We start from the raw sequence: 21894 nt of genomic DNA, 5'->3' as shown, positions 1-21894 counted from the left end.
CCGGGTGAGCGGGGCAGCGGCTCGCCGTCCTTCCCTCATCCGTCAGCGCTTCGCGCTGCCACCTTCTCCCCCGCGGGGAGAAGGGAGTTACGCCGCCTCCAGCCCGAACTGGAGCGCAGCGAGGCGCGCATAGAGCCCGCCTTTGGCGACGAGGGCGGCGTGCGTGCCTTCCTCGACCACCCGCCCGTCCTCCATCACCAGGATGCGGTCGGCGGAGAGGATCGTTGCAAGGCGGTGCGCGACGACGAGCGTCGTCCGCCCTTGCATCAATCGGTCGAGCGCGTCCTGCACGGCGCGCTCACTTTCCGAATCGAGCGCCGAGGTCGCCTCGTCCAGCAGCAGGATGGGCGCGTCCTTCAGCACGGCGCGGGCGATGGCGAGGCGCTGGCGCTGGCCACCCGAGAGGGTCACGCCGCGCTCGCCGATGACGGTGTCGTAGCCTTGAGGCAAGGCCCGGATGAAGCCGTCGGCGGCGGCGAGCTGCGCGGCGTCCTCGATCTCAGCCCGGCTCGCTCCGGGGCGGCCATAGGCGATGTTGTCGGCCACCGAAACGCCGAACACGGTCGGCTCCTGTGGCACCAGCGCAAAGCGGCTGCGCCAGTCGGTCGGATCGGCCTCCGGCCCGGCGACGCCATCGACGACGACGCGGCCGGCGAAGGGATCGTAGAAGCGCAGCGCCAATTGCAGCACCGTGCTCTTGCCGGCGCCGGAAGGCCCGACCAGCGCGACCCGCTCGCCCGGCCTGATCGCGAGGTCGAGATCCGCCAGCGCGAGATTGCTGCGGCCGGGATAGTGGAAGGAGACGCCTTCGAAGGAAAGCGCGCCAACCGGCGGTGTCGGCAACGCCTTCGGATGGGGCGGCGCGGCGATCGCCGGCTTGGTCGCAAGAATCTCGCCGAGCCGTCCGGCTGCTCCAGCGGCAGCCGAGATGTCGCCATAGACTTCGGAGAGCTGGCCGAGCGAGCTCGCCGCCAGCACGGCATAGAGCACGAACTGCGACAGGCGCCCGCCGCTCATCCGCCCGGCGAAGACCTCGGTCGCGCCGACCCAGAGCACCAGCACGACGCTGGCCGAGACCAGGAAGATCGCGATGCCGGAAAGCCAGGCGCGCGAACGCGTCGCATCGCGCGAGGCGTCATAGGCGCCGTCCGAGGCGCCCTGGAAGCGCTGCGTTGTCGCGCGCTCGGCGCCGAAGGACTGCATGGTCCGGATCGCGCCGATCGCCTCCGAGGCGAAGGCAGAGGCATCGGCGAGCCGGTCCTGCGCGGCGCGGGCGCGCTTGCGCACGCTGCGGCCGGAGAAGACCAGCGGCAGCACGACGAGCGGGATCGCGCCGATCACGATCGCCGAGAGCTGCGGGCTGGTCGCGATCATCAGCGCCAGCGCACCGAGGAACATGATGCCGTTGCGCAGGGCGATCGAAGCGGTCGAGGCGAAGGTCGACTTGATCTGCGTGGTATCGGCGGTCAGGCGCGAGACCAGGTCGCCGGCCCGGCTGGCATCGAAGAAGGCCGGCTCGAGCCGGGTCAGATGTGCGAAGACGTCGGCCCGCAATTGCGAGACGACGCGCTCGCCGACCGTCATCACCAGGTAAAAGCGAAACGAGCTCGCCAGCGCCAGAACGGCGACGACGCCGATCAGGATTGCGAAATAGGAATTCGCCAGCTGCTGCTCGCCGCCGGAGAAACCGACATCGATGACGCGCCGGACCGCCATGGGCAGCGCCAGGGTCGCGACCGAGGCGACGATCAACGCGACAAGCGCGAACGCAATCCGCTGCTTCTGGGCCAGCGCATAGGGCCAGAACGAGCGCAGCGCGCTGAAATCCGGCCGCGCCTTCTGGTCTTCCTTGTTCTCGTTCGCCACGCTCACTCATCCTGAAAAGCTTGCACCGTCGCTGCGGCTGCGCTATGGGCAGCCCACTTCACAACAGGCTCATACGAATTGTTCGAAGAGCCGGCGATGCGCGCCGAGTTCCGGCCGCCAGCTTTTCGAATTGAGGATTTCGCCATGAAGACCGGCATTCATCCCGACTACCACACCATCAAGGTCGTCATGACCGATGGCACCGAATACTTCACGCGTTCGACGCTGGGCAAGGAGGGCGACACCCTCAACCTCGACATCGACCCGAAGACCCACCCGGCCTGGACCGGCGGCACCCAGCACATGCTGGACCGCGGCGGCCGTGTCTCGCGCTTCAACTCGCGTTTCGGCGCGCTGGGCGCCCTCGGCAAGAAGTAATTCGGACTTTCGCGGCCCCTTCGGGCCTGCAAGCACGACAGCAAAGCCCGGCCTCGCGGCCGGGCTTTTTGCGTTGATGGCGACGATAGGCCGCGGTCGAGCTTGTCGTGTTTCTCGGACGTAGCGAAGCGCAAACCCGAGAATCTCGTGACGAGCAGGTGCGAGCCGGAGCCTCCTCCGGCACGAGATGCTCGGGTCAAGCCCGAGCATGACGTCTGGAATTTTCAGCGCAGCAGACCGAGCCGGGCCTGCAGGCTCTCGATCTGGCCGCGCACTGGATTTGCCGGTGCGGGGCGAACGGCGCCTGACATCTGCTGGTCGAGATTGCGGATGCGCTCCTGCAGGCGGATCGAGTGAGCGACCAGATCGCGCAGGCGCTGCGGCAGGCGCGCCGCCTCGGCGCTGCTCGGCTGCAGCATCGGCTCGGCGATGCGCACCTTGTTGTGCTCGCTGCGCGCCTGATCAGCACTCATTTCGCCCTCGGCGACGGCGCGCTGCACCAGGAGCCAGGAGGCGATCTGCATCAGCCGCGTCGTCAGGCGCATGCTCTCGGTCGCATAGGTCAGCGAGACCTCGCGCGGCAGAGCGGCCGATTCGGCCCGCCCCTCGCCATCGAGATAGGAAGCGGTGGCTTCGACCAGCCCCATCCCCTCGCGGAACAGCTGCATGAACGCGTCCGACTTGACGAAGCTGCGCGCAAACGGGATCGCGCCATCGTCGGCCTCGGGCCTCAGCATCGTCAAATCGGTCATCCCATGTCTCCAATCGGCACAGTGGCGCGCGATCGAAGGACGCGACGCCGGACTGGCCGGGACATCGCAAGGATAACGCCATCACTCTGTCGGCGCCGCGGTAACGTATCATTAAGGTTAACGGTGCCATGGTCCGGCCCGCAACGCCCCGCCTTTGCCCGATAAACCGGGCAGCAGACAAAAAAAGAGCCGCCCCGAAGGCGGCTCGAAGGTCAACAGGGAGGCGTCAAACAGAGTGGGCAGGAGCCACTCGACATCCAGACAAACTGGATGATGCGATTCATACTTTGGAATCGTTAAGCGGCCGTTAACGCCGCCCGAAAATGCGACAAATTCGAACGATCCTGACGCATTCCAAAATCTCAGCGCGTCACCGTCAGCTTCAGGCCGAAACGCTCGCTGACGAAGCGCTCGCCGAGCGAATAGCGATAGGTGCCTCCCAGGCTGACGCTGGGCGCGATCTCGCGCCGGATCTCGATGCTGTGGCCGCCGAGCACCGTGACCGGCGCCTGCATCATCACGACGGTCTGCGGCCAGCGCAGCTGGAAGGCGGCGAGCGGCTTGCCGCCATCCTCGCGCAGCCCGATCCTGGCGGTGTCCTCAACGGCGAGAGCCGGCATGGCGGCGAGCAAGGCCATGGCGAGTGCGACGAAGCGCATCGTCTTGTCTCCTGTCGAAAGGCAGGCACGCGATCGGGGACGGCGTGCAGCCGTCTCTCCGCTCGTTTCCACCTGTTGTCGTTGTCGGAAGCGGCCCCGGCCGAGACGTTGCGTCGGCGCGGGCGGGCGGCATTCGGCCGCCTTCTGTCCACGTCCTCAGGATAGGCGCTTGGGCTCGCGCTGCGAAGATGAATATCCGTTCATCGGCTGGTGCATCTTGTCGCGTGGCGGGAAGGACTCACCCGCCAGCGGAAATGCCGCCCCGCCCATTGACGCTCTTGACCGCCGCGGTTTCGCCTCAGGCCTTCTTGAAGAACGCGTCGGCGGCCGAGCGCGAGGCCGACTTCTTCTCGCGCGCTTCCTTCAGCCGCTCGATCTCCGCCTCCAGAATCGTGATCCGCTCGTCGAGTTCAGCGACCGCGAGTTGCGACAGATCCTGCCCGATTTCATGGGCCCGCTTCGGCACGGGGCGATCATCGTCGAGAAATCCAGCCATTATAGCCTCGCCTTGCATCCTCGGAGCGCGAGAGCTTAATCGGACGCGAGCGCCGAGACCACAGGCGAGGAGACAACGCATGACCGCCCTGCCCGCGACAATGACCGCCATCGGCTTCGATGCCCCAGGCGGCCCCGATGTGCTGAAACCGCAGCAGCGCCCGGTGCCGCAGCCCGGTCCCGGCCAGCTCCTGGTCCATGTCGCGGTCGCCGGCGTCAACCGGCCCGACGTGCTGCAGCGCATGGGCGGCTATGCCCCGCCGCCCGGCGCGTCCGACATTCCCGGGCTGGAGATCGCCGGCCGCATCGTCGCACTCGGCGAAGGCGTCTCGCGCTACGAGGTCGGCGACCAGGTCTGCGCGCTCGTCGCCGGCGGCGGCTATGCCGAATATGCCGTCGTCCATGAGGACAATGCCCTGCCGATTCCCTCCGGGCTGTCGCTGGAGGAGGCCGGTGCGCTCCCCGAGACCTATTTCACCGTCTGGACCAATGTCTTCCAGCGTGGCGGGCTGAAGAAGGGCGAGAGCTTCATGGTGCATGGCGGCACCTCGGGTATCGGCACCACCGCGATCCAGCTCGCCAAGGCTTTTGGCGCGACCGTGCTGGCGACCGCGGGATCGGACGCAAAATGCGCCGCCTGCCGTGACCTCGGCGCCGACCATGCCATCAACTACCGCACCGAGGATTTCGTCGCGGCGGCGAAGACCGCGACAGGCGGGCGCGGCGTCAACCTGATCCTCGACATGGTCGGCGGCGACTACATCAACCGCAATTACGATGCCGCCGCCGAGAGCGGCCGCATCGTCCAGATCGCCTTCCTCAACGGGCCGAAGGCCGAGGTCGATTTCCGCCGCCTGATGATGAAGCGGCTGACCCATACCGGCTCGACTTTGCGCCCGCGCACGATTGCCGAGAAAGCCGCGATCGCGCGCGAGCTCGAGGACAAGGTCTGGCCGCTGCTGACGGAAGGGCGCTGCAAGCCGGTGATCCATGCCCGCTTCCCGCTGGCACAGGCCGCTGAGGCGCACGCCTTGATGGAAAGCAACGCCCATATCGGCAAGATCGTGCTGACGATCTGAGCGATCGGATTGATTGGACAGCCTTCCCGGCTTTGCCTATAAGGCGGCCTATCCTCCTCATCGTCGATGATTTGGATGACCGGCCGGGGCGGCCGGTCGGCGCCTGAGAGCTATTGCCCGCGACATTCCAGGAGACGGCCCGTGTCACAAACGCCGCTGATGCCGAAAGCCACTGCGGTCTGGCTGGTCGAGAACACCTCGCTGACCTTCGAGCAGATCGCCGAGTTCTGCAAACTGCATCCGCTCGAAGTACGTGGCATCGCCGATGGCGAAGTCGCCGCCGGCATCAAGGGCCTCGACCCGATCACCTCCGGCCAGCTCACCCGCGAGGAGCTCGAGCGCGCCGCCAAGAACCCGGCACACCAGCTCAAGCTGGCCGAGCGCAAGGTCAAGGTGCCAGAGATCAAGCGCACCAAGGGCCCGCGCTATACCCCGGTATCGAAGCGCCAGGACCGCCCGAACGCGATCCTCTGGCTGCTGCGCAACCATCCTGAGCTCAAGGACGCGCAGATCATCCGCCTGATCGGCACGACCAAGACGACGATCGCCCAGATCCGCGACCGCACGCACTGGAACACCCAGCAGCTGCAGCCGATCGACCCGGTCAGCCTCGGCCTCGCCTCGCAGATCGACCTCGACTTCGAAGTGGCCCGCGCCGCCAAGGAGCGCCCGGCCATGGTCCTGCAGAACACCGGCTCGACCCTGCTCCCCGCCGAGGTGACCACCGCGCCTGAGCCGGCCCCGTCCTCGCAGCCCTTCGCCGACATGAGCCGGCCGAAGCGGCAGGACGAGGAGAAGATCGACGTCGATTCGGTCTTCGCCAAGCTGAAGCAGCTCAAGCGCCCGGCCGACGAGGACGACGACGGCGGCTACTGAGCCCGGCTGACCGGACCATGATTGGAGGCGAGCGACGATGACAACGGACCTCGCCTTCACCTTTCTCGGCAGCGGCGCGCCACCTGTCAGCCTGCGCCGCGCCGGCCCGGCCCATCTCGTCGAGGCGGGCGGGGTCAAGGTTCTGATCGATTGCGGCTCGGGCGTCAGCCAGCGCCTCGTCGCCGCCGGCCATGCCGGGGCGCAGATCGACACGCTCATCGTCACCCATGAGCATTCCGACCATCTGGTCGATTTTTACCAGCTGATCGTCTCGTCCTGGCATCAGGGCCGCAACCGGCCCTGGCGCGTGCTCGCGCCGGAGCCAGCGCTCGCCAATATGCGCGGCCAATACGAGGCTTTCGCCCGCGAGCGCGCTTTGCGCATCGCCTTCGAGAAGCGCCCTGATGCGACCGGCCTGGAGGTCGTGTTCGAGGAGCTGCGGGAAGGCCCGATCGCCGGGCTCGGCGCCCTCGCGGTCGAAGCCTTCCTCGTCGACCACAAGCCGGTCGAGCCGGCCTTCGGGCTCAGCCTCTCGGCCAATGGCAGCCGCATCGTCTTCTCCGGCGACACCCGCCTGACGCCGTCGCTCGAACAGGCCGCGCAAGGCTGCGATCTCCTGGTCTGCGAGGTCTTCATCGACAGCCAGATGCCGGTCACCGCCGGCGTGCGCTCGGCGGAAACCGTCGCGTCGGTCCAGAGCTATCACATGACCCCGGCGGTTGTGGCCGGCCTCGCCATGCGCGCCGGCGTCGAAGCGCTGGCGCTGACCCATCTCGTCCCGCCAGGGGCCGACACCGCGGCGCTCTTCGCCGAAGTCCGGGCCGGCGGCTATGCCGGGCCGCTGATCGTCGGCGAGGATCTGATGCGGCTGGAATTGCCGGCGCGGCTGCTGCGCTGGAACGGCGCCGCGATCGGGTTCTGAGGGCGATTCCACTAGGCGGCCCGGCGCAGTCCTGCGCCGACCTGCGAACCATCGAACCGGAAGCCCCCCGCCAGCCTCGCAACCGCTTCGGCCGCCTCGGCCATGCCGCGCCCGGCGGCTGCGGTGCGTTCCGCCGCCCGGGCATTGTCCTGCGTGGCCGCATCGATCTCGGCCAACGCCCGCTCGATCGCACCGACGCCCTGCGACTGCTCGGTTGTCGCCTGGTTGATCTCGCCGAAGGCCTGCGCGACCTCCTCGACCTCGCCGGAGATGGCGGTCAGGCTGGCGCCAGTCTCGCGCACCAGCTTCACACCCTCGTCGACATGGACCTTGGTCTCGCTGATCAGCGCCCGGACGTCGCGCGCCGCATCGGCCGATTGCTGGGCGAGCCGGCGGACCTCGGTCGCGACCACGGCGAAACCGCGCCCGCCCTCGCCCGCCCGCGCCGCCTCGACCGAGGCGTTCAGCGCCAGCAGATTGGTCTGGAAGGCGAGCCCGTCCATGACCTCGACGATGTCGACGATCCGGCGCGCCTGCTGGTCGATCTTGTCGATCGCCTCGACCGCGCGCCCCGCCACCGCGACGCCGGCCCCGGCATCGTCGGCGGTCGAACGCGCCTTGCGCGCTGCCGCCTGGACGATCTCGGAGGTCTGGCGCACCGTCGCCGCGATCTCCTCGACGACGCTCGAGGTGTCCTGCAACGCATTTGCCTGGCTCTGCCCGCGCTGCGACAGGTCGAGCGTCGCCGAGAGGATGTCCTCGGCGGCGCTGCGCGTCTGGGCAGCATTGCTCGCCACGGCCGCCAGCGCTCCGGCGAGCGCCTCCGCCGAGCGGTTGAAATTGCCGGCCACGGCAGCCAGACGACCTTCGAAACGGATCGACATCCGTGTGCTGAGGTCGCCATCGGCCAGCGCCGAAAGCGCATGGTCGGTCTCGTCCAGGAAGGATTCGCAAGCCTGCGTCAGTTCGTCGATACCGCTCACCAGCGCGCTGAACCGGCCGAGATCATCGGTGCGGACGGTCCTGGCCGAGAAATCGCCGCGCTTGGCCGCATCGACGACGCCGGCGACGGCCTCGAGCAAATGCGCTTCGACCGCGGCGCGCTCGGTCTCGCTCGCTTCACTGTCATGCCGGAGCGCTTCGGCACGCTCCTGATTGGTCAGTGCCGTCGAAGCTGCCTCGTCAGCCTGGCTGAGAGCTGCCGCCAGCCGTTGCGCGATCCAGATCAGCGCACCCGCCTCGGCCAGCAGGATGACGGCGTGGACGATCACGCGGGCGAATTCGCTGCCATCGGGGAACACAGCCGCGGGATAGACGAAGTTGAGCACGAGATGGTGCACCGCCACGACCACCGTCGCGGCCAGGATCGAGCGCCAGCAGCACCAGGCCGTCATCACCGCCAGCGCAGCGAAGAAGGCCATGTGCATGTCGATCTGATAGCGCGTGCCCTCGGCGGCGAAGACCAGCAGCGCCACCTGCCCGTTGATCGCGATGGTCGAGATTAGCCGCGTCGACAGGCCGATCCCATCCGAGCGCCAGGCCAGGGTCGTGGCGGCGGCCAGCAGGGTCGAGACCAGACCGATCGCGAGCAGTGCCGGATGGCCGGCGAGCCAGCCGACGGCACAGGTCACCGGCACCAGCAGCCATTGCCCTGTCATCAGCGGCTTGGCGAAAGCACGGCGGAACGTCTCGAGGCTCTGGCTCATAGGGACCGTCTCGCTGAAGTAAGGGGATCGCGCGCCTGACCGGAACAGCCACCGCCCAGCCCTGCCAGGACGAGCGCAGCGCCGGAGCTGTAGAGGCGCGTCGAAAAGCCAGGAGATTGCGAACGCGCCAGCAGTCCGAAACGGCCAACCGGTGCGAGGATGACACCGTCAGCAAGGCTCACCGCCTCCGCGGCTGCGGCAGAGCTTGCGGCGAGGACGAGAACGGTCGCGCCATCGCGCGGCGCAAGGACGACGCCGATCGGCGCGAGCAGCGCACCGATCGCCAAGGCCAGCAATCCGACGCGTGAGCGAGGCGCCATCGTTTAAATCCGGCGGGATAAGCGCCTGCGATCCTGAACGATTTTGTTTAAAGCAACGTAAAGTTGTATTTTTGTCGAACTGCGCGGCGAGCTGTCAGCCGACCCCCCTGCCCTTCAGCGCGGTCCCGATCTCGCCCAGCACGGCCGGGTCCTCAATCGTCGCCGGCATCGCATACTCCTCGCCGTCGGCGATCTTCTTCATCGTCGCGCGCAGGATCTTGCCGGAGCGCGTCTTCGGCAGACGGGCCACGGTGATTGCCAGCTTAAAGGCGGCGACCGGACCGATCTTGTCGCGCACCAGGCCGACCAATTCCTTCTCGACCTCGGCCGGCGACTGTGTGACGCCCGCCTTCATCACGACGAAGCCGCAGGGCTGCTCGCCCTTGAGCGCATCCTTGATCCCGACAACGGCGCATTCGGCCACGGCCGGGTGTGAGGCCAGCACCTCCTCCATGCCACCGGTCGAGAGCCGGTGGCCGGCGACGTTGATGATGTCGTCGGTGCGCCCCATGATGAAGACATAGCCGTCCGCGTCGATGAAGCCGGCATCCGAGGTGTTGTAGAAGCCGGGATAGGTCTCGAGATAGGCGCTGCGGAAGCGGGCATCGTCCTGCCAGAGCGTCGGCAGTGCGCCGGGCGGCAGCGGCAGCTTGGCGACGATCGCGCCCATCGTCCCGGCCGGCACCGGCTTGCCGCCCTCGTCGAGGCACTGGATGTCATAGCCGGGCAGCGGCACGCTCGGCGAGCCATGCTTGATCGGCAGCAATCCCAGCCCCACCGGATTGCCGACCATGCAGGCGCCGGTCTCGGTCTGCCACCAATGGTCGACCACCGGCACCTTCAGCACCTCTTCGGCCCATTTCAGCGTATCGGGATCGGCGCGCTCGCCGGCGAGGAAGAGCGTGCGGAACTGCGAGAGATCGTAGTCCTTGAGATAGGTCGCCTGCGGGTCTTCCTTGCGGATCGCCCGGAAGGCGGTCGGTGCGGTGAACATCGCCACTGCCTTGTGCTCGGCGATCACCCGCCAATAGGCGCCGGGGTCGGGCGTGCCGACCGGCTTGCCCTCATAGAGGATCGAGGTCGCGCCCTGGATCAGCGGGCCGTACACGATATAGCTGTGACCGACGACCCAGCCGACATCGGAGGCGGTGAACATCACCTCACCGGGCCTGACATCGTAGAGCTGCGTCATGGTCGCGACGAGCATGACCATGTGCCCGCCATTGTCGCGCACCACGCCCTTGGGCCGGCCGGTGGTGCCGGAGGTGTAGAGCACATAGAGCGGATCGGTCGCGGCGACCTCGACACAGTCTGCTTTGCGCCCGTTCGCGCGCGCAGCGGCGACGAGGGTGCGCCAATTCTTGTCGCGGCTGACATGCATGGAGGCATCGACCTGCGGCCGCTGCAGCACGATGCAAGCATCGGGCTTGTGCGTGGCGAGATCGATCGCCGCGTCGAGCAGCGGCTTGTACTCGACCACGCGAGTGGGCTCGATGCCGCAGGTCGCGGTCATGATCAGCTTGGGCGTGGCGTCGTCGATGCGGGTCGCCAGTTCCTTGGCGGCGAAGCCGCCGAACACCACCGAATGCACCGCGCCGATGCGGGCGCAGGCCAGCATGGCGAAGGCCGCCTCCGGGATCATCGGCATATAGAGGATGACGCGGTCGCCCTTGCCGACGCCCTGATCCTGCAGCACGGCCGCGAGCGTTGCGACCTCGTCGAGCATCTGCGCATAGGTGAAACGCTGCTTGGTGCCGGTGACCGGGCTGTCGTAGATCAGCGCCGTCTGCTCGGCGCGGCCGTCGCGGACATGCCTATCCAGCGCATTGAAGCAGGTATTGCAGCTCGCATCCGGGAACCAGCGGCCATAGATGCCGGCCTTCGCATCGACGATCTGCTGCGGCGGCTTGATCCACTCGATGCCCCCGGCGATCTCGGCCCAATAGGCTTCAGGGTCCCGCTGCCAGGCGGCATAGATCTGCGCATAGCGGCTTGCATGGCTGGCAGTCATGAAAAGCGTTCCTCTTTGCCGGGTATTGCGCCTAGAGCTGGACTCCGGGCTGGCCGTCTGCGGGCCGGATTTGGCGCGGGATCGTGCCCATGTCCGCCGCTTGCGTGCAAGCGTTCGTCTGTCAGACTTTCAGCGCAACCGGATGGGTTGCCCTGCACATCCCGCGCATCCCCGCCTTTGCCGAGGCATGGCCTTTCGACCTGAATGACCTTCGACCTCACCTTCTTCGCCGTCATGGTGCCGGCCGTCATCCTGATGGGGCTGTCCAAGGGCGGTTTCGCGGGCCTCAGCCTGCTCTCGCTGCCGCTGATGGCGCTGATCGTCTCGCCCGTGCAGGCGGCGGCGATCATGCTGCCGATCCTGATCATCCAGGACGTCGTCTCGGTCTGGTCCTATCGCCGTGACTTCGACCGCCGAAACCTCGCCACCCTCATCCCCGGCATGTTGCTCGGCGTCCTCGCCGGCTATCTGCTGGCGGCGAAGGTTTCTGACGCCGTCGTCGGCCTCGCCGTCGGCGTGATCTCGATCGGCTTCGCTCTGCGCCGTCTCCTCGCCGGCAAGACGGCGGCCCAGCCGGTGACCAGGGCGAACTATGCGGCCGGCACGCTCTGGGGCGCGATCTGCGGATTCACGAGCATGATCGCCCATGCCGGCGGCCCGCCCTTCCAGATCTACACCATGCCGCAGCGCCTGCCGCCGGCGGTCTTCGTCGGCACCGGCGCGCTGTTCTTCGCGCTGATGAACTGGATCAAGGTGCTGCCCTATTTCTTCCTCGGTCAGTTCAGCCATCAGAACCTGATGGCATCGGCCGCGCTTGCCCCAGTCGCGATCCTCTCGACCATCGCCGGCGTCTGGCTGGTCCGGCGCGTCCCGGCCGAGCGCTTCTACACCATCATCTACTGGCTGCTGATCGCGGTCGGCGTGAAACTGGTCTTCGACGGCGTGCGTCCGCTCTTCGGCTGATTGCCCGTGACGGAGCGCGCTTCTAGGCTGTCCGGCAACAACCGCCGGGAATGCCAGAGCCATGCCGATCTCCCCCTACGACACCGATCTCGATCGCAACCCGGCGAACTTCCAGCCGCTCTCGCCGCTGCCCTTCCTCGAGCGCGCGGCCAGCGTCTTCCCGAACCACATCGCCGTCATCCACGGGCCCCTGAAGCGGACTTATGCCGAGCTCTACGCCCGCACCCGCCGGCTCGCCTCGGCGCTGAAGCAGCATGGCATCGGCAAGAACGACACGGTGGCGGCGATGCTGCCGAACACACCGGCCATGCTCGAATGCCATTACGGCGTGCCGATGTGCGGCGCCGTCCTCAACACGCTCAACACCCGCCTCGACGCCGCGATCATCGCCTTCTCGCTCGACCATGGCGAGGCCAAGGTGCTGATCGCCGACCGCGAATTCTCGAAGACGGTCAAGGAGGCGCTGGCGCTCTGCAAGGTGAAGCCGCTGGTCATCGACTATGACGACCCGGTCTATGACGGCCCAGGCGAGCGGCTCGGCAGCGTCGAATACGAGGATTTTCTCAAGCAGGGCGATCCCGATTTCGACTGGCTGATGCCATCCGACGAATGGGATGCGATCGCGCTGAACTACACCTCCGGCACCACCGGCGATCCCAAGGGCGTGGTCTACCACCATCGCGGCGCCAACCTGCTGGCGACCTCGAACGTGCTCACCGGCGGCATGGGACGGCACCCGGTCTATCTCTGGACCCTGCCGATGTTCCACTGCAATGGCTGGTGCTTCCCCTGGACGATCTCGCTGCTCGCCGGCACCCATGTCTGCCTGCGTCAGGTCCGGGCGAAGGCGATGTACGATGCGCTGGCCGACCATGGCGTCACCCATATGTGCGGCGCGCCAATCGTGATGTCGGCGCTGCTCAATGCGCCCGATGCCGAGCGCCGCGGCTTCCCGCAGAAGGTGAATTTCTTCACAGCCGCCGCCCCGCCGCCCGAGGCCGTGCTCGCCGGCATGGCGCAGGCCGGCTTCAACGTCGTCCATCTCTACGGGCTGACCGAGGTCTACGGCCCCGCCGTGGTCAACGAATGGAACGGCGCCTGGGACGCCCTGCCGGGCGCCGAGCAGGCGGCGCTGAAGGCGCGCCAGGGCGTGCGCTATCCGGCGCTGGAAGGGCTCGACGTGCTCGACCCCGAGACGATGCAGCGCGTGCCGCATGATGGGGAGACACTCGGCGAGGTGATGTTCCGCGGCAATGTCGTGATGAAGGGCTATCTCAAGAACCCGAAATCGACCAAGGCCGCCTTCGAGGGCGGCTGGTTCCACTCCGGCGATCTCGGCGTGATGCATCCCGACGGCTATATCCAGCTCAAGGACCGCTCCAAGGACATCATCATCTCCGGCGGCGAGAACATCTCCTCGATCGAGGTCGAGGACGCGCTCTACAAGCATCCGGCGGTGCAGACCGCCGCCGTCGTCGCTCGCCCCGACGAGAAATGGGGCGAAACGCCCTGCGCCTTCGTCGAACTGAAACCGGGGCAGACCGCCACGCAGGACGAGATCATCGCCTGGTGCAGGACGCTGCTCGCCTCGTTCAAATGCCCGCGGACCGTAGTCTTCGTCGAAGTGCCGAAGACGTCGACCGGCAAGATCCAGAAATTCAAGCTGCGCGAGATGGCGCGGGCGCTGTGAGCCGCATGCTGCCTCCAGCAGGTAAGGAGGCAGCATTCGATGATATGACAGCGCTCGACAGGAAATCTCGGCTCAACCCGTTCCAACTAGTACTGTTGTAGAACGGGCACGCATTTCCTTGCGATCGCCATCTCTTTTGGCGTGCAGCATCACGCAAAGGCCCCGGCAGAGAGATCACATTCTCCGATCGGGGTGGACCCCGACAGCATCGAATACATCAAGAGCCCTTCGTCCGATAAAAGAGAACCAGCTCATTATCGATACGGCGGCATGATCACGCCATCTCGTCCGATCGACCGCAGAGAACAACTCCTACAGGCCGATACAAAACAACCAGATAGGCTACGATTAACGCATCTTGTCGGACGCATGGCGAGCTAAAGGTATTTCATGATAGGCAAAGCCGCAATTCGAAGCAAACTTGCAGCAAGAATGAGAGTAAAAAGAATATCCATCGTTGCTGAGTAGCTCAAAAATCTAGATTTCTGGCCTATTCTGTACTGAACAAAATACAAAGACATCAGAGATTTAGGCAATATTGTATGAAATCGCGAAGAAAATATTCTCTTTTCAGCACTTCCACGATTTGGCTTTCTAAAAATTGACACCGTACTCAAATTATCATCAGAAATAATATGCCTCTCTCGTGAAGAATTATTTCTGATCGTCCGTTTAAATTTAAGAAACCAAATACTCATTCGAAAAATTACATAAGGTATGAACACTACTTCCCTGACGTCATTTATTGTACCCCTCACAGGATCGTGACGCCCTTCTGCCGTATGGAGAGGATGACTAGAAACGAAGAAACCGTCTGAATACTTAAAAAAATCTCTCTCAATACTTGTCAATCTTCGGGTACAAGTTCTTATTATTACCCTATTTCTAAGTTCTATCCGCCAGATAACAAAAGTAATTATATTAATAGCAATAAAGGAAAGAAAGCTATTCGACGCATTAAAATATATTCCCAATGCAGCAAGATACACACCTATTGATGCGAGTCGAGCATTAACTATATCTCGCAAATGAGACGAGACAAAACCGTATTCTAGTTTTATAGCCTCCAGCTTACTTGGGTTTGACTCAGAGTTGATACTTGTGCGCCTTAAGGGCATTCGATTCACCGTGCAAGAATGGAGCTACCCGATGGCGGCTGTATTCTTATCATTATTACCCCAAGGAGCAACGGTTCAATCGTTGTGTCGACTTTGGAAGTCCCTCCCGAAAAAGGTTGAGCGGCGGCCGGGTCGCTCGTGATTCCAAGAGGTTGTGCGGGCCACCTTAGAGTGAGCGATATGGACCCCAGCCACTCGCTGCCAGCCCAGTCGCGCGGGACCTCGACACAAAACGGATTTGACGGATAGGGAGCGACGGTTGATCAAGGCGCTGCTCGCCTCGTTCAAATACCCGCGGACGGTGGTCTTCACCGAGGTCCCGAAGACCTCGACCGGGAAGATCCAGAAATTCAAGCTGCGCCAGATGGCGCGGGGCGCTGTGAACGGGCGGTAACATGACCGTCGCAATGTCCGCAGTTCTTTCTGAAGCGAGTTGGAGCAGCCGCGATGACGGGCAAGAACTGGGACAGGGTGCCGATCGAGGCGCAGAGCATCGACGCGCCCCTGTCGCGCGCCGCCGTCTTTCTCGTGGTTACCGTCGGAAGCGAGCAAGCCGCCCTGGCGAAGGCCTGCGCAGCACTCGACGGGCTCGACGACCTCGTCAAGACCGTCGGGTTTCGCGATCTCTCCGCCCGGCTGTCCTGCATCGTCGGCATCGGTCACAGCCTCTGGGACCGTCTCGATCCTGGCAAGCGGCCGCGGGAGCTGAAGCCCTTCGCGCCGATCGCGGGCGCGGCCCACGACGCTCCGTCGACGCCGGGCGACCTGCTTTTCCATATCCGCTCGGAACGCCCCGATCTGTGCTTCGAATTCGAGCGCCTCCTGCTCGACAGCCTCGGCGACAGCGTCGCGGTCGTCGACGAGGTCTCGGGCTTTCGCTATTTCGACGCGCGCGATCTTCTGGGCTTCGTCGACGGCACCGCCAATCCGACCGGCCTCGACCTGCCGGCATCGGCGCTGGTCGGCGACGAAGATGCCGATTTCGCCGGCGGCAGCTACGTCGTCATCCAGAAATACCTGCACGATCTCAAGGCCTGGGCGGAGGTTCCGACGCCGCTTCAGGAGGCGATCATCGGGCGCACCAAGATCGACAACGTCGAGATCGACGACGACGCCGCGCCGCGCAAATCGCACAAGTCGCTGGCCACGATCGTCGATGCCGACGGCAACGAGCACGACATCCTGCGCGACAACATGCCGTTCGGCCGGCCCGGCCAGCGCGAGTTCGGCACCTATTTCATCGGCTACTCGCGCTATCTCTGGGTGATCGAGACGATGCTGCAGCGCATGTATGTCGGCGCCCCGCCGGGTGCCTACGATCGGCTGCTGGATTTCTCGACGCCGCACACCGGCACGACCTTCTTTGCTCCGACGCGCCCGACGCTGGAAGCGCTGGTGCAGGCTGCGCAGGAGAAGCTTGCCGCGTCCTGACCGGTCGAATTCGGCAAAGCCCAGAGGTTCGGGGCGGAACGCGATGGCGTCGGTGTCGTGACGGCATGCTCGACGCTGCCCGTTTCGTGCGCTGCCGAGCGCTGCCATGACCAGCAAATGCGCCCTGGAGCCGGTCAGGCTCGCGAGGCCGCCCCGTCTTCGACGTCCTCGACCACCTCCGAAACCGGCTCGCGCTTCCATCCGAGAAAGGCGAAGACGACGAGGGCAGTGACGACCGTGACGGCACAGAGCATCAGGAGCAGCATGGCGAAGGCGTCGCCATAGCCGGCGATCAGGTCAGCGCGACTGGCTACCGGCATCGCCTCGGCCGCGCCGGAGAGGTTCCCTGTGACCAGCCTCTGAGCAGCAGGCCCCGCCTGGCCCGCCGCCCCACCGTCGGCCGCCAGATGCTGTGCCGTTAACGCCGACAGGACGGCGCCGACCACCGCCAGCGCGATGCCTTCTCCGGCGACGCGCGTGGTGCTGAAGATGCCCGTGGCCATGCCGGCCCGCTCCTTCGGCACGACGCTGACGGCAAGGCCGTCCATCAGCCCCCAGGGCAAGCTGATGCCGATGCCGATCAGCAGCATCGGCATGATGACGGCCGTGACGTCGCCGCCAACCGCAACGCGGCTCAGCCAGAACAGGCCAAGCGCGCAGACCAGCAGGCCGAGACCGCAGATCGTGGCGGGCGTGAACCAACGGGTCAGCAGCCCGGCCACGAGCGGCAGAACCAGCAGCGGCGCCGACAGCGCGATCATCAATCGGCCGGCTGCGACCTCACTCAGGCCCTCGATGCCAATGAACCGGATCGGCAACAGGATCAGCAGGACGACGAAAGCATAGGCCGGCGCCGCCGCCAGCAACTGCACGCCGACGAAGCGTGGATAGCGGAACAGCGTGAGATCCAGCATCGGCCGGGCGACGCGCCGCTCGATCATCCCGAAGGCGACGAACATGACGACGGCGCCGGCGAGCAACCCAAGTGCGCTCGGATCGGACCAGCCACGCTCCGGCACCAGCAGCACGCCATAGGTGAGCAACGCCAGGGCGGCCGTGAAGCTGAGCGCACCCGGCCAATCGAGGCCGCGGGCTTGCGGATCGCGGGATTCGGACAGGCTCCGCGCACCGAGCAGCAGGGATAGCAGGGCCAGCGTGACGACGAGGCCGAATATGCTGCGCCAGCCGAACGCATCGATCATCATGCCCGATCCGATCGGGCCGAAGGCGAGGCCGATTCCGAAGCTCGTGCCGACGATGCTGAAGGCGCGCACGCGCGACACGCCGTCGAACTCCTGGGCGAGCGCGGCCATGCCTCCGGAGAAGGCTGCGGCCGCCGCCGCGCCCTGCGTTGCTCGCCCGAAATCGAACCAGACGATATCCGGCACGACGGCAAGCGCCGCCGAAACTGCGGCAAAGGCTCCAACACCGATCAGGAAGACGCGTTTGCGACCATAGGCGTCCGCCAGCGCACCGGCCGCCATCAGGCTTGATCCGAACGTCAGCATGAAGGCGTTGGTGACCCAGTTGAGAGCGATCGGGCTGCCACCCAACGCCTTGCCGATGGCCGGGAGGGCGACCGCCGTCCCGGTGAAGGTCAGCGGCATCGCAGCCGCCGCGAGGCAGACGGACAAAAGTACGAGCGCCCGCTCGGCCGCGCGCGACCGCGTGATCTGATCCGTCATGATGAGCTGGTTCCGTTCGCTGTCTCGGAAGGCGCGATGCGCGACCGCTCCGTCATCTTCCGACTGAAAGCATGCTATGTCGGACGTAATCGCCCAATAAGGCTGGCCTAATTCCATACATACTGGAATAAAACGCTCGAATTGATGTTGGCGAGAGGCTGGGTATGGACAGGTTGAGCGGGCTGTTGCCCTTCGTACGCACCGCCGATCTCGGCAGCTTCGTCGCGGCGGGGCGGGTGCTGGGGATCTCCGCCTCGGCGATCGGCAAGGCGGTGTCGCGGTTGGAGGAAGAGCTGGGGGTCCGGCTCTTCCAGCGCTCGACCCGCAATCTGCGCCTGACCGAAGAAGGCCGCGCTTTCCATGAGCGCTGCCGGCGCGTTCTCGATGATCTCGACGATGCCCGCTCGATGGTCGCGCGAGCGGCGGAAACCCCGCGCGGCTCGTTGCGCATCAGCGCACCGATCGTCAGCTACCATCTGCTGCTGCCGGTGCTGCCCGAATTCATGGCGCAGTATCCCGATATCGAGGTCGACATCGATTTCAACGACCGCATCGTCGACCTGATCGAGGAAGGGATTGATGTCGCGATCCGCAGCGGCGAGCTTCCGGATTCCCGCCTGATGGCGCGGCCGCTCCGCCCGTTCCAGATGCTGCTCTGCGCCGCCCCTTCCTATCTGGAGCGCCATGGCGTTCCTGCCTCGCCGAGCGATCTTGGTCGGCATCACGGCATCCGCTTCCGCTTTCCCAACAGCGGCAAGATTCAGCCCTGGCCACTGCACCTGCCTCCTGGCCAGCAGGCGCCAACGCCGCGCACCGCCCTGGTCTGCAACAACATGGAGGCAGTCCGAGGAGCCGCGGTCGCAGGACTCGGCATTGCCTGCATGCCGGACTTCCTGGTGCGCGAACCGCTGGCCAGCGGCACTCTCCGTACCTTGCTGGACGCCGAGATCGAAGGCCCCGGCCAGTTCAGCCTGATCTGGCCGTCAAACCGCAACCTCTCGCCGAAGGTGAGAGTCTTTGTCGACTTCGCCGGGCAGCAGCTGTTTTCGACGCGCTGCGACCTCATGGCCGGCATCAAGGCGGGCTGAGCGTCGCTTGCCAAAGCCTCAGGCGCTGCTGCGGTCGACAGCCGCCCAGTCCCCAACGCGTGCAAGGAATCGATCCGCCGCCACGAGCTCGGCGATGGCGATCCATTCGTTCGGCTGGTGCGCTTGCGCAATCGAGCCGGGGCCACAGACCAGGGCCGGTATTCCAGCCTGCTGGAAGAAGCCGGCTTCGGTCCCGAACGGCATTGCGCGCGGCGGCCACAGGCCACCGAGCTTACGCGCCACCGCCACAGCCGGGCTGTCCGCCGCGCAATCGAGCGGCAGGACACACGCCAGCGGCAGCGTCTCGACGCTCACCCCATCAGGCAGTCCAGCTCCGAAGTTCTCCACCTCGACGAGCACGGAGCCAACGGCAGTCTCGTCGGGCGGCCGGAACTCCCAGACGACCTCGCAGCGTTCGGGAACGATATTGATGGCGCTGCCGCCGGCGATCTTGCCGATGTTGACGGTGGTCGCTGCCCGGTCGTCCTGCCTCCCAAAGCCGGCGAGTGCTGCGACGAATGCCGCCGCCGGCTCGATCGCGCTGGCGCCGAGGCGCGGGTCGCTCGAATGGGCGGCGCGGCCATGGAAGATGCTGCGATAGCCGTAGAAGCCGCGATGGCTGATCCCGATGCGCATCTGCGTCGGCTCACCGATGATGGCGAGCGCCGGACGTGGGCAATGTGCCAGCATGTCGGCGATCAGCGAGGGCACGCCGAGGCAGCCGACCTCCTCGTCATAGGACAAAGCCAGATGGATCGGCCTACGCAGCTCCCGGGCCCGCCAGCCCGGGACGGCTGCGAGACAGGCCGCGACGAAGCCTTTCATGTCGACCGCGCCGCGGCCATGCAGACGCCCATCCCGGTTCGCGAGCTGGAACGGATCGCTCGCCCAGTCCTGATCATCGACCGGAACGACATCGGTATGCCCGGAGAGGACGATACCACCCGGCTCATCCCGGCCGATCGTCGCCAGGATGTTGGCCTTTTCGCCCGAGGCGTCGCTGGTCAGACGGACCCGCACGCCCGCACGATCTAGATAGTCGGCAGTCCAGTTGACCAGATCGAGATTGGAGCGCCGCGAGGTGGTGTCTAAGGCGACGAGCCTGCGCAGGATCTCGATCGTATCCATGGCGCCCCTCAGAGCCGAGACGAGCCGGGTTGCCGCGCCAGTCGTAGCCGAGCTCCAGTCCAGGTCCCCGTCGCCAGGAAGAATCCGGCGAGGATCAGCGCCATGCCGACGAGATGGAAGCCACGCACCGGCTCGCCCAGGATCGCGACCGCGAGCAGGGCCGTGAACAGCGCGACCAGATGGAACGAGACACCGGTGACGCTCGGGCCGAGCGTCGCGACGCAATGCCCCCAGAGGATGAAGGCGATCAGCGAGGCGAACACGCCGATATAGAGAACCGCTGCGATCGAGCCGGAATCGGTCGGAATGCGCGCGCCTTGCGCCAACTCGAACACCCAGAACGGTGCAAGCACCAGCAGGCCCGCCGCCATGGTCGCGGCCAGGAAGACGAGCGGGCTCAAGCTTGCCGGCTTGCGCCGCAGCAGGACGGAATAGATCGCGTAGTTGGCGACGGCGATCAGCACCAGGAACTCGCCGCCATCGGCCCGCAATCCGCCGAGCTGTTGTAGGTCGCCGCGCGCGACGATCCAGATCACGCCGGCGAAGGACAGCGTGATGCCGGCGAGGGTCCGGCCAGAGACACGCTCGACACCGAGTGCGAAAGCCGCGAGCGGCACCATCAGCGGCAGGGTCGAGTTGAGGAAGGCGACGCTGGCGGCTGGCGTCGTCCGCAGAGCGAGATATCCCAGCGCGTTGTAGCCGGCGATGCCGAAGGCGCCGCAGGCGACGATGAGGGCAAGATGCTGCCGCAGCAGCGCCCGTTCCCGCCAGGCTTGCCGGCCGATGAACGGAGCAAGGCAGGCCAACGCCACGAGCCAGCGCCCGACGGCGAGCGAAACCGGCGGAAAGCTCGGTCCCAGTGCGCGGCCAAGGACGAGATTCCCCGCCCAGAACAGCGGCGGCAGCCAGAGCAGCAGGAGCGGACGCGCCCAGAGCCCTTTCAACAGCACGGACATGGCCGACCTCACACGCCGTCGAGACCGATGCGCAGGCGCCGGTTGTGCCGGCCCTTGTTGTCGATCTTCAGGATGCGCAGCGGGCGCGACGCCCCGGTCGACGCCAGATGCGTACCGCCGCAGGCCTGGCGATCGAGCCCGGCGATCTCGACGATCCTGATCCGGCCATCGGCCGTCGGCGGCGGCGTGACCGAGCGCGAGCGGATCAGGCCGGGCTCGTCGAACGCCTCGCCCTCGCCGACATGGGTTTCGCAGACCGGCAAGTCCTGCCTGATCACGGCGTTGATGGCGCCCTCGAGACTGCGCAGGCGCTCATTGTCGGCCTCTGGCAGATCGAAATCGATCCGCGCCGTGCCGTCTTCGTTCATCTGGACGCCGGTGACGAGCGCGCCGTCGAAGCCCTGATAGACCAGCGCATTGACGATGTGCAGATCGGTGTGGAGCTCGCGCATGAGCTGCCGGAACGGGCGGTCGACCTCGGCGACCACGGCTCCCGAGAGCAAGATCGGCTCGGCCAGAAGATGCCAGATGCCATCGCCTGTGTCCTCGAAGCCGGCGATCGCAACCTCGCCGCCCGACCACTGCAATGCGCCCTTGTCGGGAAGCTGGCCGCCACCACCGGGATAGAACGGCGAGCGATCGAGCCGGATACGGCCCGGCTCGGCGGCCGTCACGACGGTTTCGAGGGCGAACACCTCCGGCTCGTCCAGGCAGAAATAGCGCGTCACAAGAAGACTCCTTTTCGAAGAAGTCTGGGGACGCGGCTTGGAA

General features: G+C 65.9%; 20 protein-coding genes. 9 read left to right on the top strand and 11 right to left on the bottom strand.

From position 1 onward, the window contains the following. Window positions 1-87: 87 nt before the first annotated feature. Complete coding sequence (locus AC1DS0_RS05780; RefSeq protein WP_476813424.1) at window positions 88-1866, bottom strand: ABC transporter transmembrane domain-containing protein; 1779 nt, start codon at window positions 1864-1866, stop codon at window positions 88-90. A 144-nt stretch (window positions 1867-2010) separates the two neighbouring features. On the opposite strand from AC1DS0_RS05780, the gene rpmE reads away from it, so the two are divergent. Then, window positions 2011-2244 (top strand): 50S ribosomal protein L31, encoded by a 234-nt coding sequence (rpmE, locus tag AC1DS0_RS05775; RefSeq protein WP_066471911.1) that lies wholly within the window; start codon window positions 2011-2013, stop codon window positions 2242-2244. A gap of 224 nt (window positions 2245-2468) precedes the next feature. Here rpmE and rcdA read toward each other — a convergent pair whose 3' ends face one another. From rcdA to AC1DS0_RS05760, 3 genes are all read right to left on the bottom strand, one after another. Then, entirely contained in the window at window positions 2469-2996 is a 528-nt protein-coding gene (gene rcdA / locus AC1DS0_RS05770) for a protease adaptor protein RcdA (RefSeq protein WP_476813423.1), read from the bottom strand. Between the two features lie 362 nt (window positions 2997-3358). After that, window positions 3359-3655, bottom strand: coding sequence for a hypothetical protein (locus tag AC1DS0_RS05765; RefSeq protein WP_476813422.1), 297 nt, complete (start codon window positions 3653-3655; stop codon window positions 3359-3361). A 298-nt stretch (window positions 3656-3953) separates the two neighbouring features. After that, on the bottom strand, window positions 3954-4151 hold the full coding sequence (locus AC1DS0_RS05760) for a DUF1192 domain-containing protein (RefSeq protein ID WP_476813421.1): 198 nt from the start codon (window positions 4149-4151) through the stop codon (window positions 3954-3956). A gap of 79 nt (window positions 4152-4230) precedes the next feature. Here AC1DS0_RS05760 and AC1DS0_RS05755 point away from each other — a divergent pair, with 79 nt between their 5' ends. The 3 genes from AC1DS0_RS05755 to AC1DS0_RS05745 all read left to right on the top strand — a co-directional run bounded on the left by AC1DS0_RS05755 (window position 4231) and on the right by AC1DS0_RS05745 (window position 7027). Further along, window positions 4231-5229 carry an NAD(P)H-quinone oxidoreductase gene (locus AC1DS0_RS05755; RefSeq protein WP_476813420.1) on the top strand — a complete coding sequence of 333 codons (999 nt, stop codon included), beginning with the start codon at window positions 4231-4233 and terminating at the stop codon, window positions 5227-5229. Between the two features lie 141 nt (window positions 5230-5370). Further along, the gene (locus AC1DS0_RS05750) at window positions 5371-6105 is read left to right on the top strand and encodes a DUF1013 domain-containing protein (RefSeq protein WP_476813419.1); all 735 of its coding nucleotides are present in this window, start codon (window positions 5371-5373) and stop codon (window positions 6103-6105) included. Window positions 6106-6142: 37 nt separating this feature from the next. Continuing rightward, window positions 6143-7027, top strand: coding sequence for an MBL fold metallo-hydrolase (locus AC1DS0_RS05745; protein WP_476813418.1), 885 nt, complete (start codon window positions 6143-6145; stop codon window positions 7025-7027). Between the two features lie 11 nt (window positions 7028-7038). Here AC1DS0_RS05745 and AC1DS0_RS05740 read toward each other — a convergent pair whose 3' ends face one another. The 3 genes from AC1DS0_RS05740 to AC1DS0_RS05730 all read right to left on the bottom strand — a co-directional run bounded on the left by AC1DS0_RS05740 (window position 7039) and on the right by AC1DS0_RS05730 (window position 11064). Next, complete coding sequence (locus tag AC1DS0_RS05740) at window positions 7039-8733, bottom strand: methyl-accepting chemotaxis protein (protein ID WP_476813417.1); 1695 nt, start codon at window positions 8731-8733, stop codon at window positions 7039-7041. Then, complete coding sequence (locus AC1DS0_RS05735; protein ID WP_476813416.1) at window positions 8730-9053, bottom strand: hypothetical protein; 324 nt, start codon at window positions 9051-9053, stop codon at window positions 8730-8732. The genes AC1DS0_RS05740 and AC1DS0_RS05735 overlap by 4 nt, the downstream gene beginning before the upstream one ends. Before the next feature lie 94 nt (window positions 9054-9147). Next, window positions 9148-11064, bottom strand: a complete 1917-nt coding sequence (locus tag AC1DS0_RS05730; protein WP_476813415.1) for a propionyl-CoA synthetase — start codon at window positions 11062-11064, stop codon at window positions 9148-9150. A gap of 204 nt (window positions 11065-11268) precedes the next feature. Between AC1DS0_RS05730 and AC1DS0_RS05725 the strand changes: the two genes are divergently transcribed. From AC1DS0_RS05725 to AC1DS0_RS05710, 4 genes are all read left to right on the top strand, one after another. Beyond that, window positions 11269-12027: a sulfite exporter TauE/SafE family protein gene (locus AC1DS0_RS05725; protein ID WP_476813414.1), complete on the top strand. Its 759-nt coding sequence runs from the start codon at window positions 11269-11271 to the stop codon at window positions 12025-12027. A 61-nt stretch (window positions 12028-12088) separates the two neighbouring features. Then, the gene (locus tag AC1DS0_RS05720; RefSeq protein WP_476813413.1) at window positions 12089-13717 is read left to right on the top strand and encodes an acyl-CoA synthetase; all 1629 of its coding nucleotides are present in this window, start codon (window positions 12089-12091) and stop codon (window positions 13715-13717) included. A gap of 1377 nt (window positions 13718-15094) precedes the next feature. Then, on the top strand, window positions 15095-15229 hold the full coding sequence (locus AC1DS0_RS05715) for a hypothetical protein (RefSeq protein ID WP_476813562.1): 135 nt from the start codon (window positions 15095-15097) through the stop codon (window positions 15227-15229). 53 nt (window positions 15230-15282) lie between these two features. Further along, window positions 15283-16266, top strand: coding sequence for a Dyp-type peroxidase (locus AC1DS0_RS05710; RefSeq protein ID WP_476813412.1), 984 nt, complete (start codon window positions 15283-15285; stop codon window positions 16264-16266). Between the two features lie 134 nt (window positions 16267-16400). Here the strand turns inward: AC1DS0_RS05710 and AC1DS0_RS05705 are convergent, their stop codons facing one another. Further along, a complete protein-coding gene (locus AC1DS0_RS05705; protein ID WP_476813411.1) occupies window positions 16401-17951 on the bottom strand; it encodes an MFS transporter in 1551 nt (516 codons plus the stop codon). 164 nt (window positions 17952-18115) lie between these two features. Between AC1DS0_RS05705 and AC1DS0_RS05700 the strand changes: the two genes are divergently transcribed. Continuing rightward, window positions 18116-19039, top strand: a complete 924-nt coding sequence (locus AC1DS0_RS05700) for a LysR family transcriptional regulator (protein WP_476813410.1) — start codon at window positions 18116-18118, stop codon at window positions 19037-19039. An 18-nt stretch (window positions 19040-19057) separates the two neighbouring features. Here the strand turns inward: AC1DS0_RS05700 and argE are convergent, their stop codons facing one another. The 3 genes from argE to AC1DS0_RS05685 are packed head-to-tail and all read right to left on the bottom strand — an operon-like array spanning window position 19058 to window position 21851. After that, a complete protein-coding gene (gene argE / locus AC1DS0_RS05695; protein WP_476813409.1) occupies window positions 19058-20167 on the bottom strand; it encodes an acetylornithine deacetylase in 1110 nt (369 codons plus the stop codon). An 8-nt stretch (window positions 20168-20175) separates the two neighbouring features. Beyond that, on the bottom strand, window positions 20176-21123 hold the full coding sequence (locus AC1DS0_RS05690; protein ID WP_476813408.1) for a DMT family transporter: 948 nt from the start codon (window positions 21121-21123) through the stop codon (window positions 20176-20178). An 8-nt stretch (window positions 21124-21131) separates the two neighbouring features. After that, complete coding sequence (locus AC1DS0_RS05685) at window positions 21132-21851, bottom strand: alanyl-tRNA editing protein (protein ID WP_476813407.1); 720 nt, start codon at window positions 21849-21851, stop codon at window positions 21132-21134. Window positions 21852-21894 lie beyond the last annotated feature (43 nt).

It is taken from the genome of Allobosea sp. P4_H5, from assembly GCF_056400825.1.
This window is presented reverse-complemented; position numbering and strand designations above follow the sequence as displayed.

Bases quoted from the DNA above. Each gene is read 5' to 3' on its own strand.
- rpmE (WP_066471911.1), top strand. From the start codon at position 2,011: ATGAAGACCGGCATTCATCCCGACTACCACACCATCAAGGTCGTCATG.
- argE (WP_476813409.1), bottom strand. From the start codon at position 20,167: ATGGATACGATCGAGATCCTGCGCAGGCTCGTCGCCTTAGACACCACC.
- AC1DS0_RS05765 (WP_476813422.1), bottom strand. From the start codon at position 3,655: ATGCGCTTCGTCGCACTCGCCATGGCCTTGCTCGCCGCCATGCCGGCT.
- AC1DS0_RS05725 (WP_476813414.1), top strand. From the start codon at position 11,269: ATGACCTTCGACCTCACCTTCTTCGCCGTCATGGTGCCGGCCGTCATC.
- AC1DS0_RS05755 (WP_476813420.1), top strand. From the start codon at position 4,231: ATGACCGCCCTGCCCGCGACAATGACCGCCATCGGCTTCGATGCCCCA.
- AC1DS0_RS05740 (WP_476813417.1), bottom strand. From the start codon at position 8,733: ATGAGCCAGAGCCTCGAGACGTTCCGCCGTGCTTTCGCCAAGCCGCTG.
- AC1DS0_RS05735 (WP_476813416.1), bottom strand. From the start codon at position 9,053: ATGGCGCCTCGCTCACGCGTCGGATTGCTGGCCTTGGCGATCGGTGCG.
- AC1DS0_RS05745 (WP_476813418.1), top strand. From the start codon at position 6,143: ATGACAACGGACCTCGCCTTCACCTTTCTCGGCAGCGGCGCGCCACCT.
- AC1DS0_RS05705 (WP_476813411.1), bottom strand. From the start codon at position 17,951: ATGACGGATCAGATCACGCGGTCGCGCGCGGCCGAGCGGGCGCTCGTA.
- AC1DS0_RS05700 (WP_476813410.1), top strand. From the start codon at position 18,116: ATGGACAGGTTGAGCGGGCTGTTGCCCTTCGTACGCACCGCCGATCTC.
- AC1DS0_RS05690 (WP_476813408.1), bottom strand. From the start codon at position 21,123: ATGTCCGTGCTGTTGAAAGGGCTCTGGGCGCGTCCGCTCCTGCTGCTC.
- AC1DS0_RS05720 (WP_476813413.1), top strand. From the start codon at position 12,089: ATGCCGATCTCCCCCTACGACACCGATCTCGATCGCAACCCGGCGAAC.
- AC1DS0_RS05730 (WP_476813415.1), bottom strand. From the start codon at position 11,064: ATGACTGCCAGCCATGCAAGCCGCTATGCGCAGATCTATGCCGCCTGG.
- rcdA (WP_476813423.1), bottom strand. From the start codon at position 2,996: ATGACCGATTTGACGATGCTGAGGCCCGAGGCCGACGATGGCGCGATC.
- AC1DS0_RS05710 (WP_476813412.1), top strand. From the start codon at position 15,283: ATGACGGGCAAGAACTGGGACAGGGTGCCGATCGAGGCGCAGAGCATC.
- AC1DS0_RS05760 (WP_476813421.1), bottom strand. From the start codon at position 4,151: ATGGCTGGATTTCTCGACGATGATCGCCCCGTGCCGAAGCGGGCCCAT.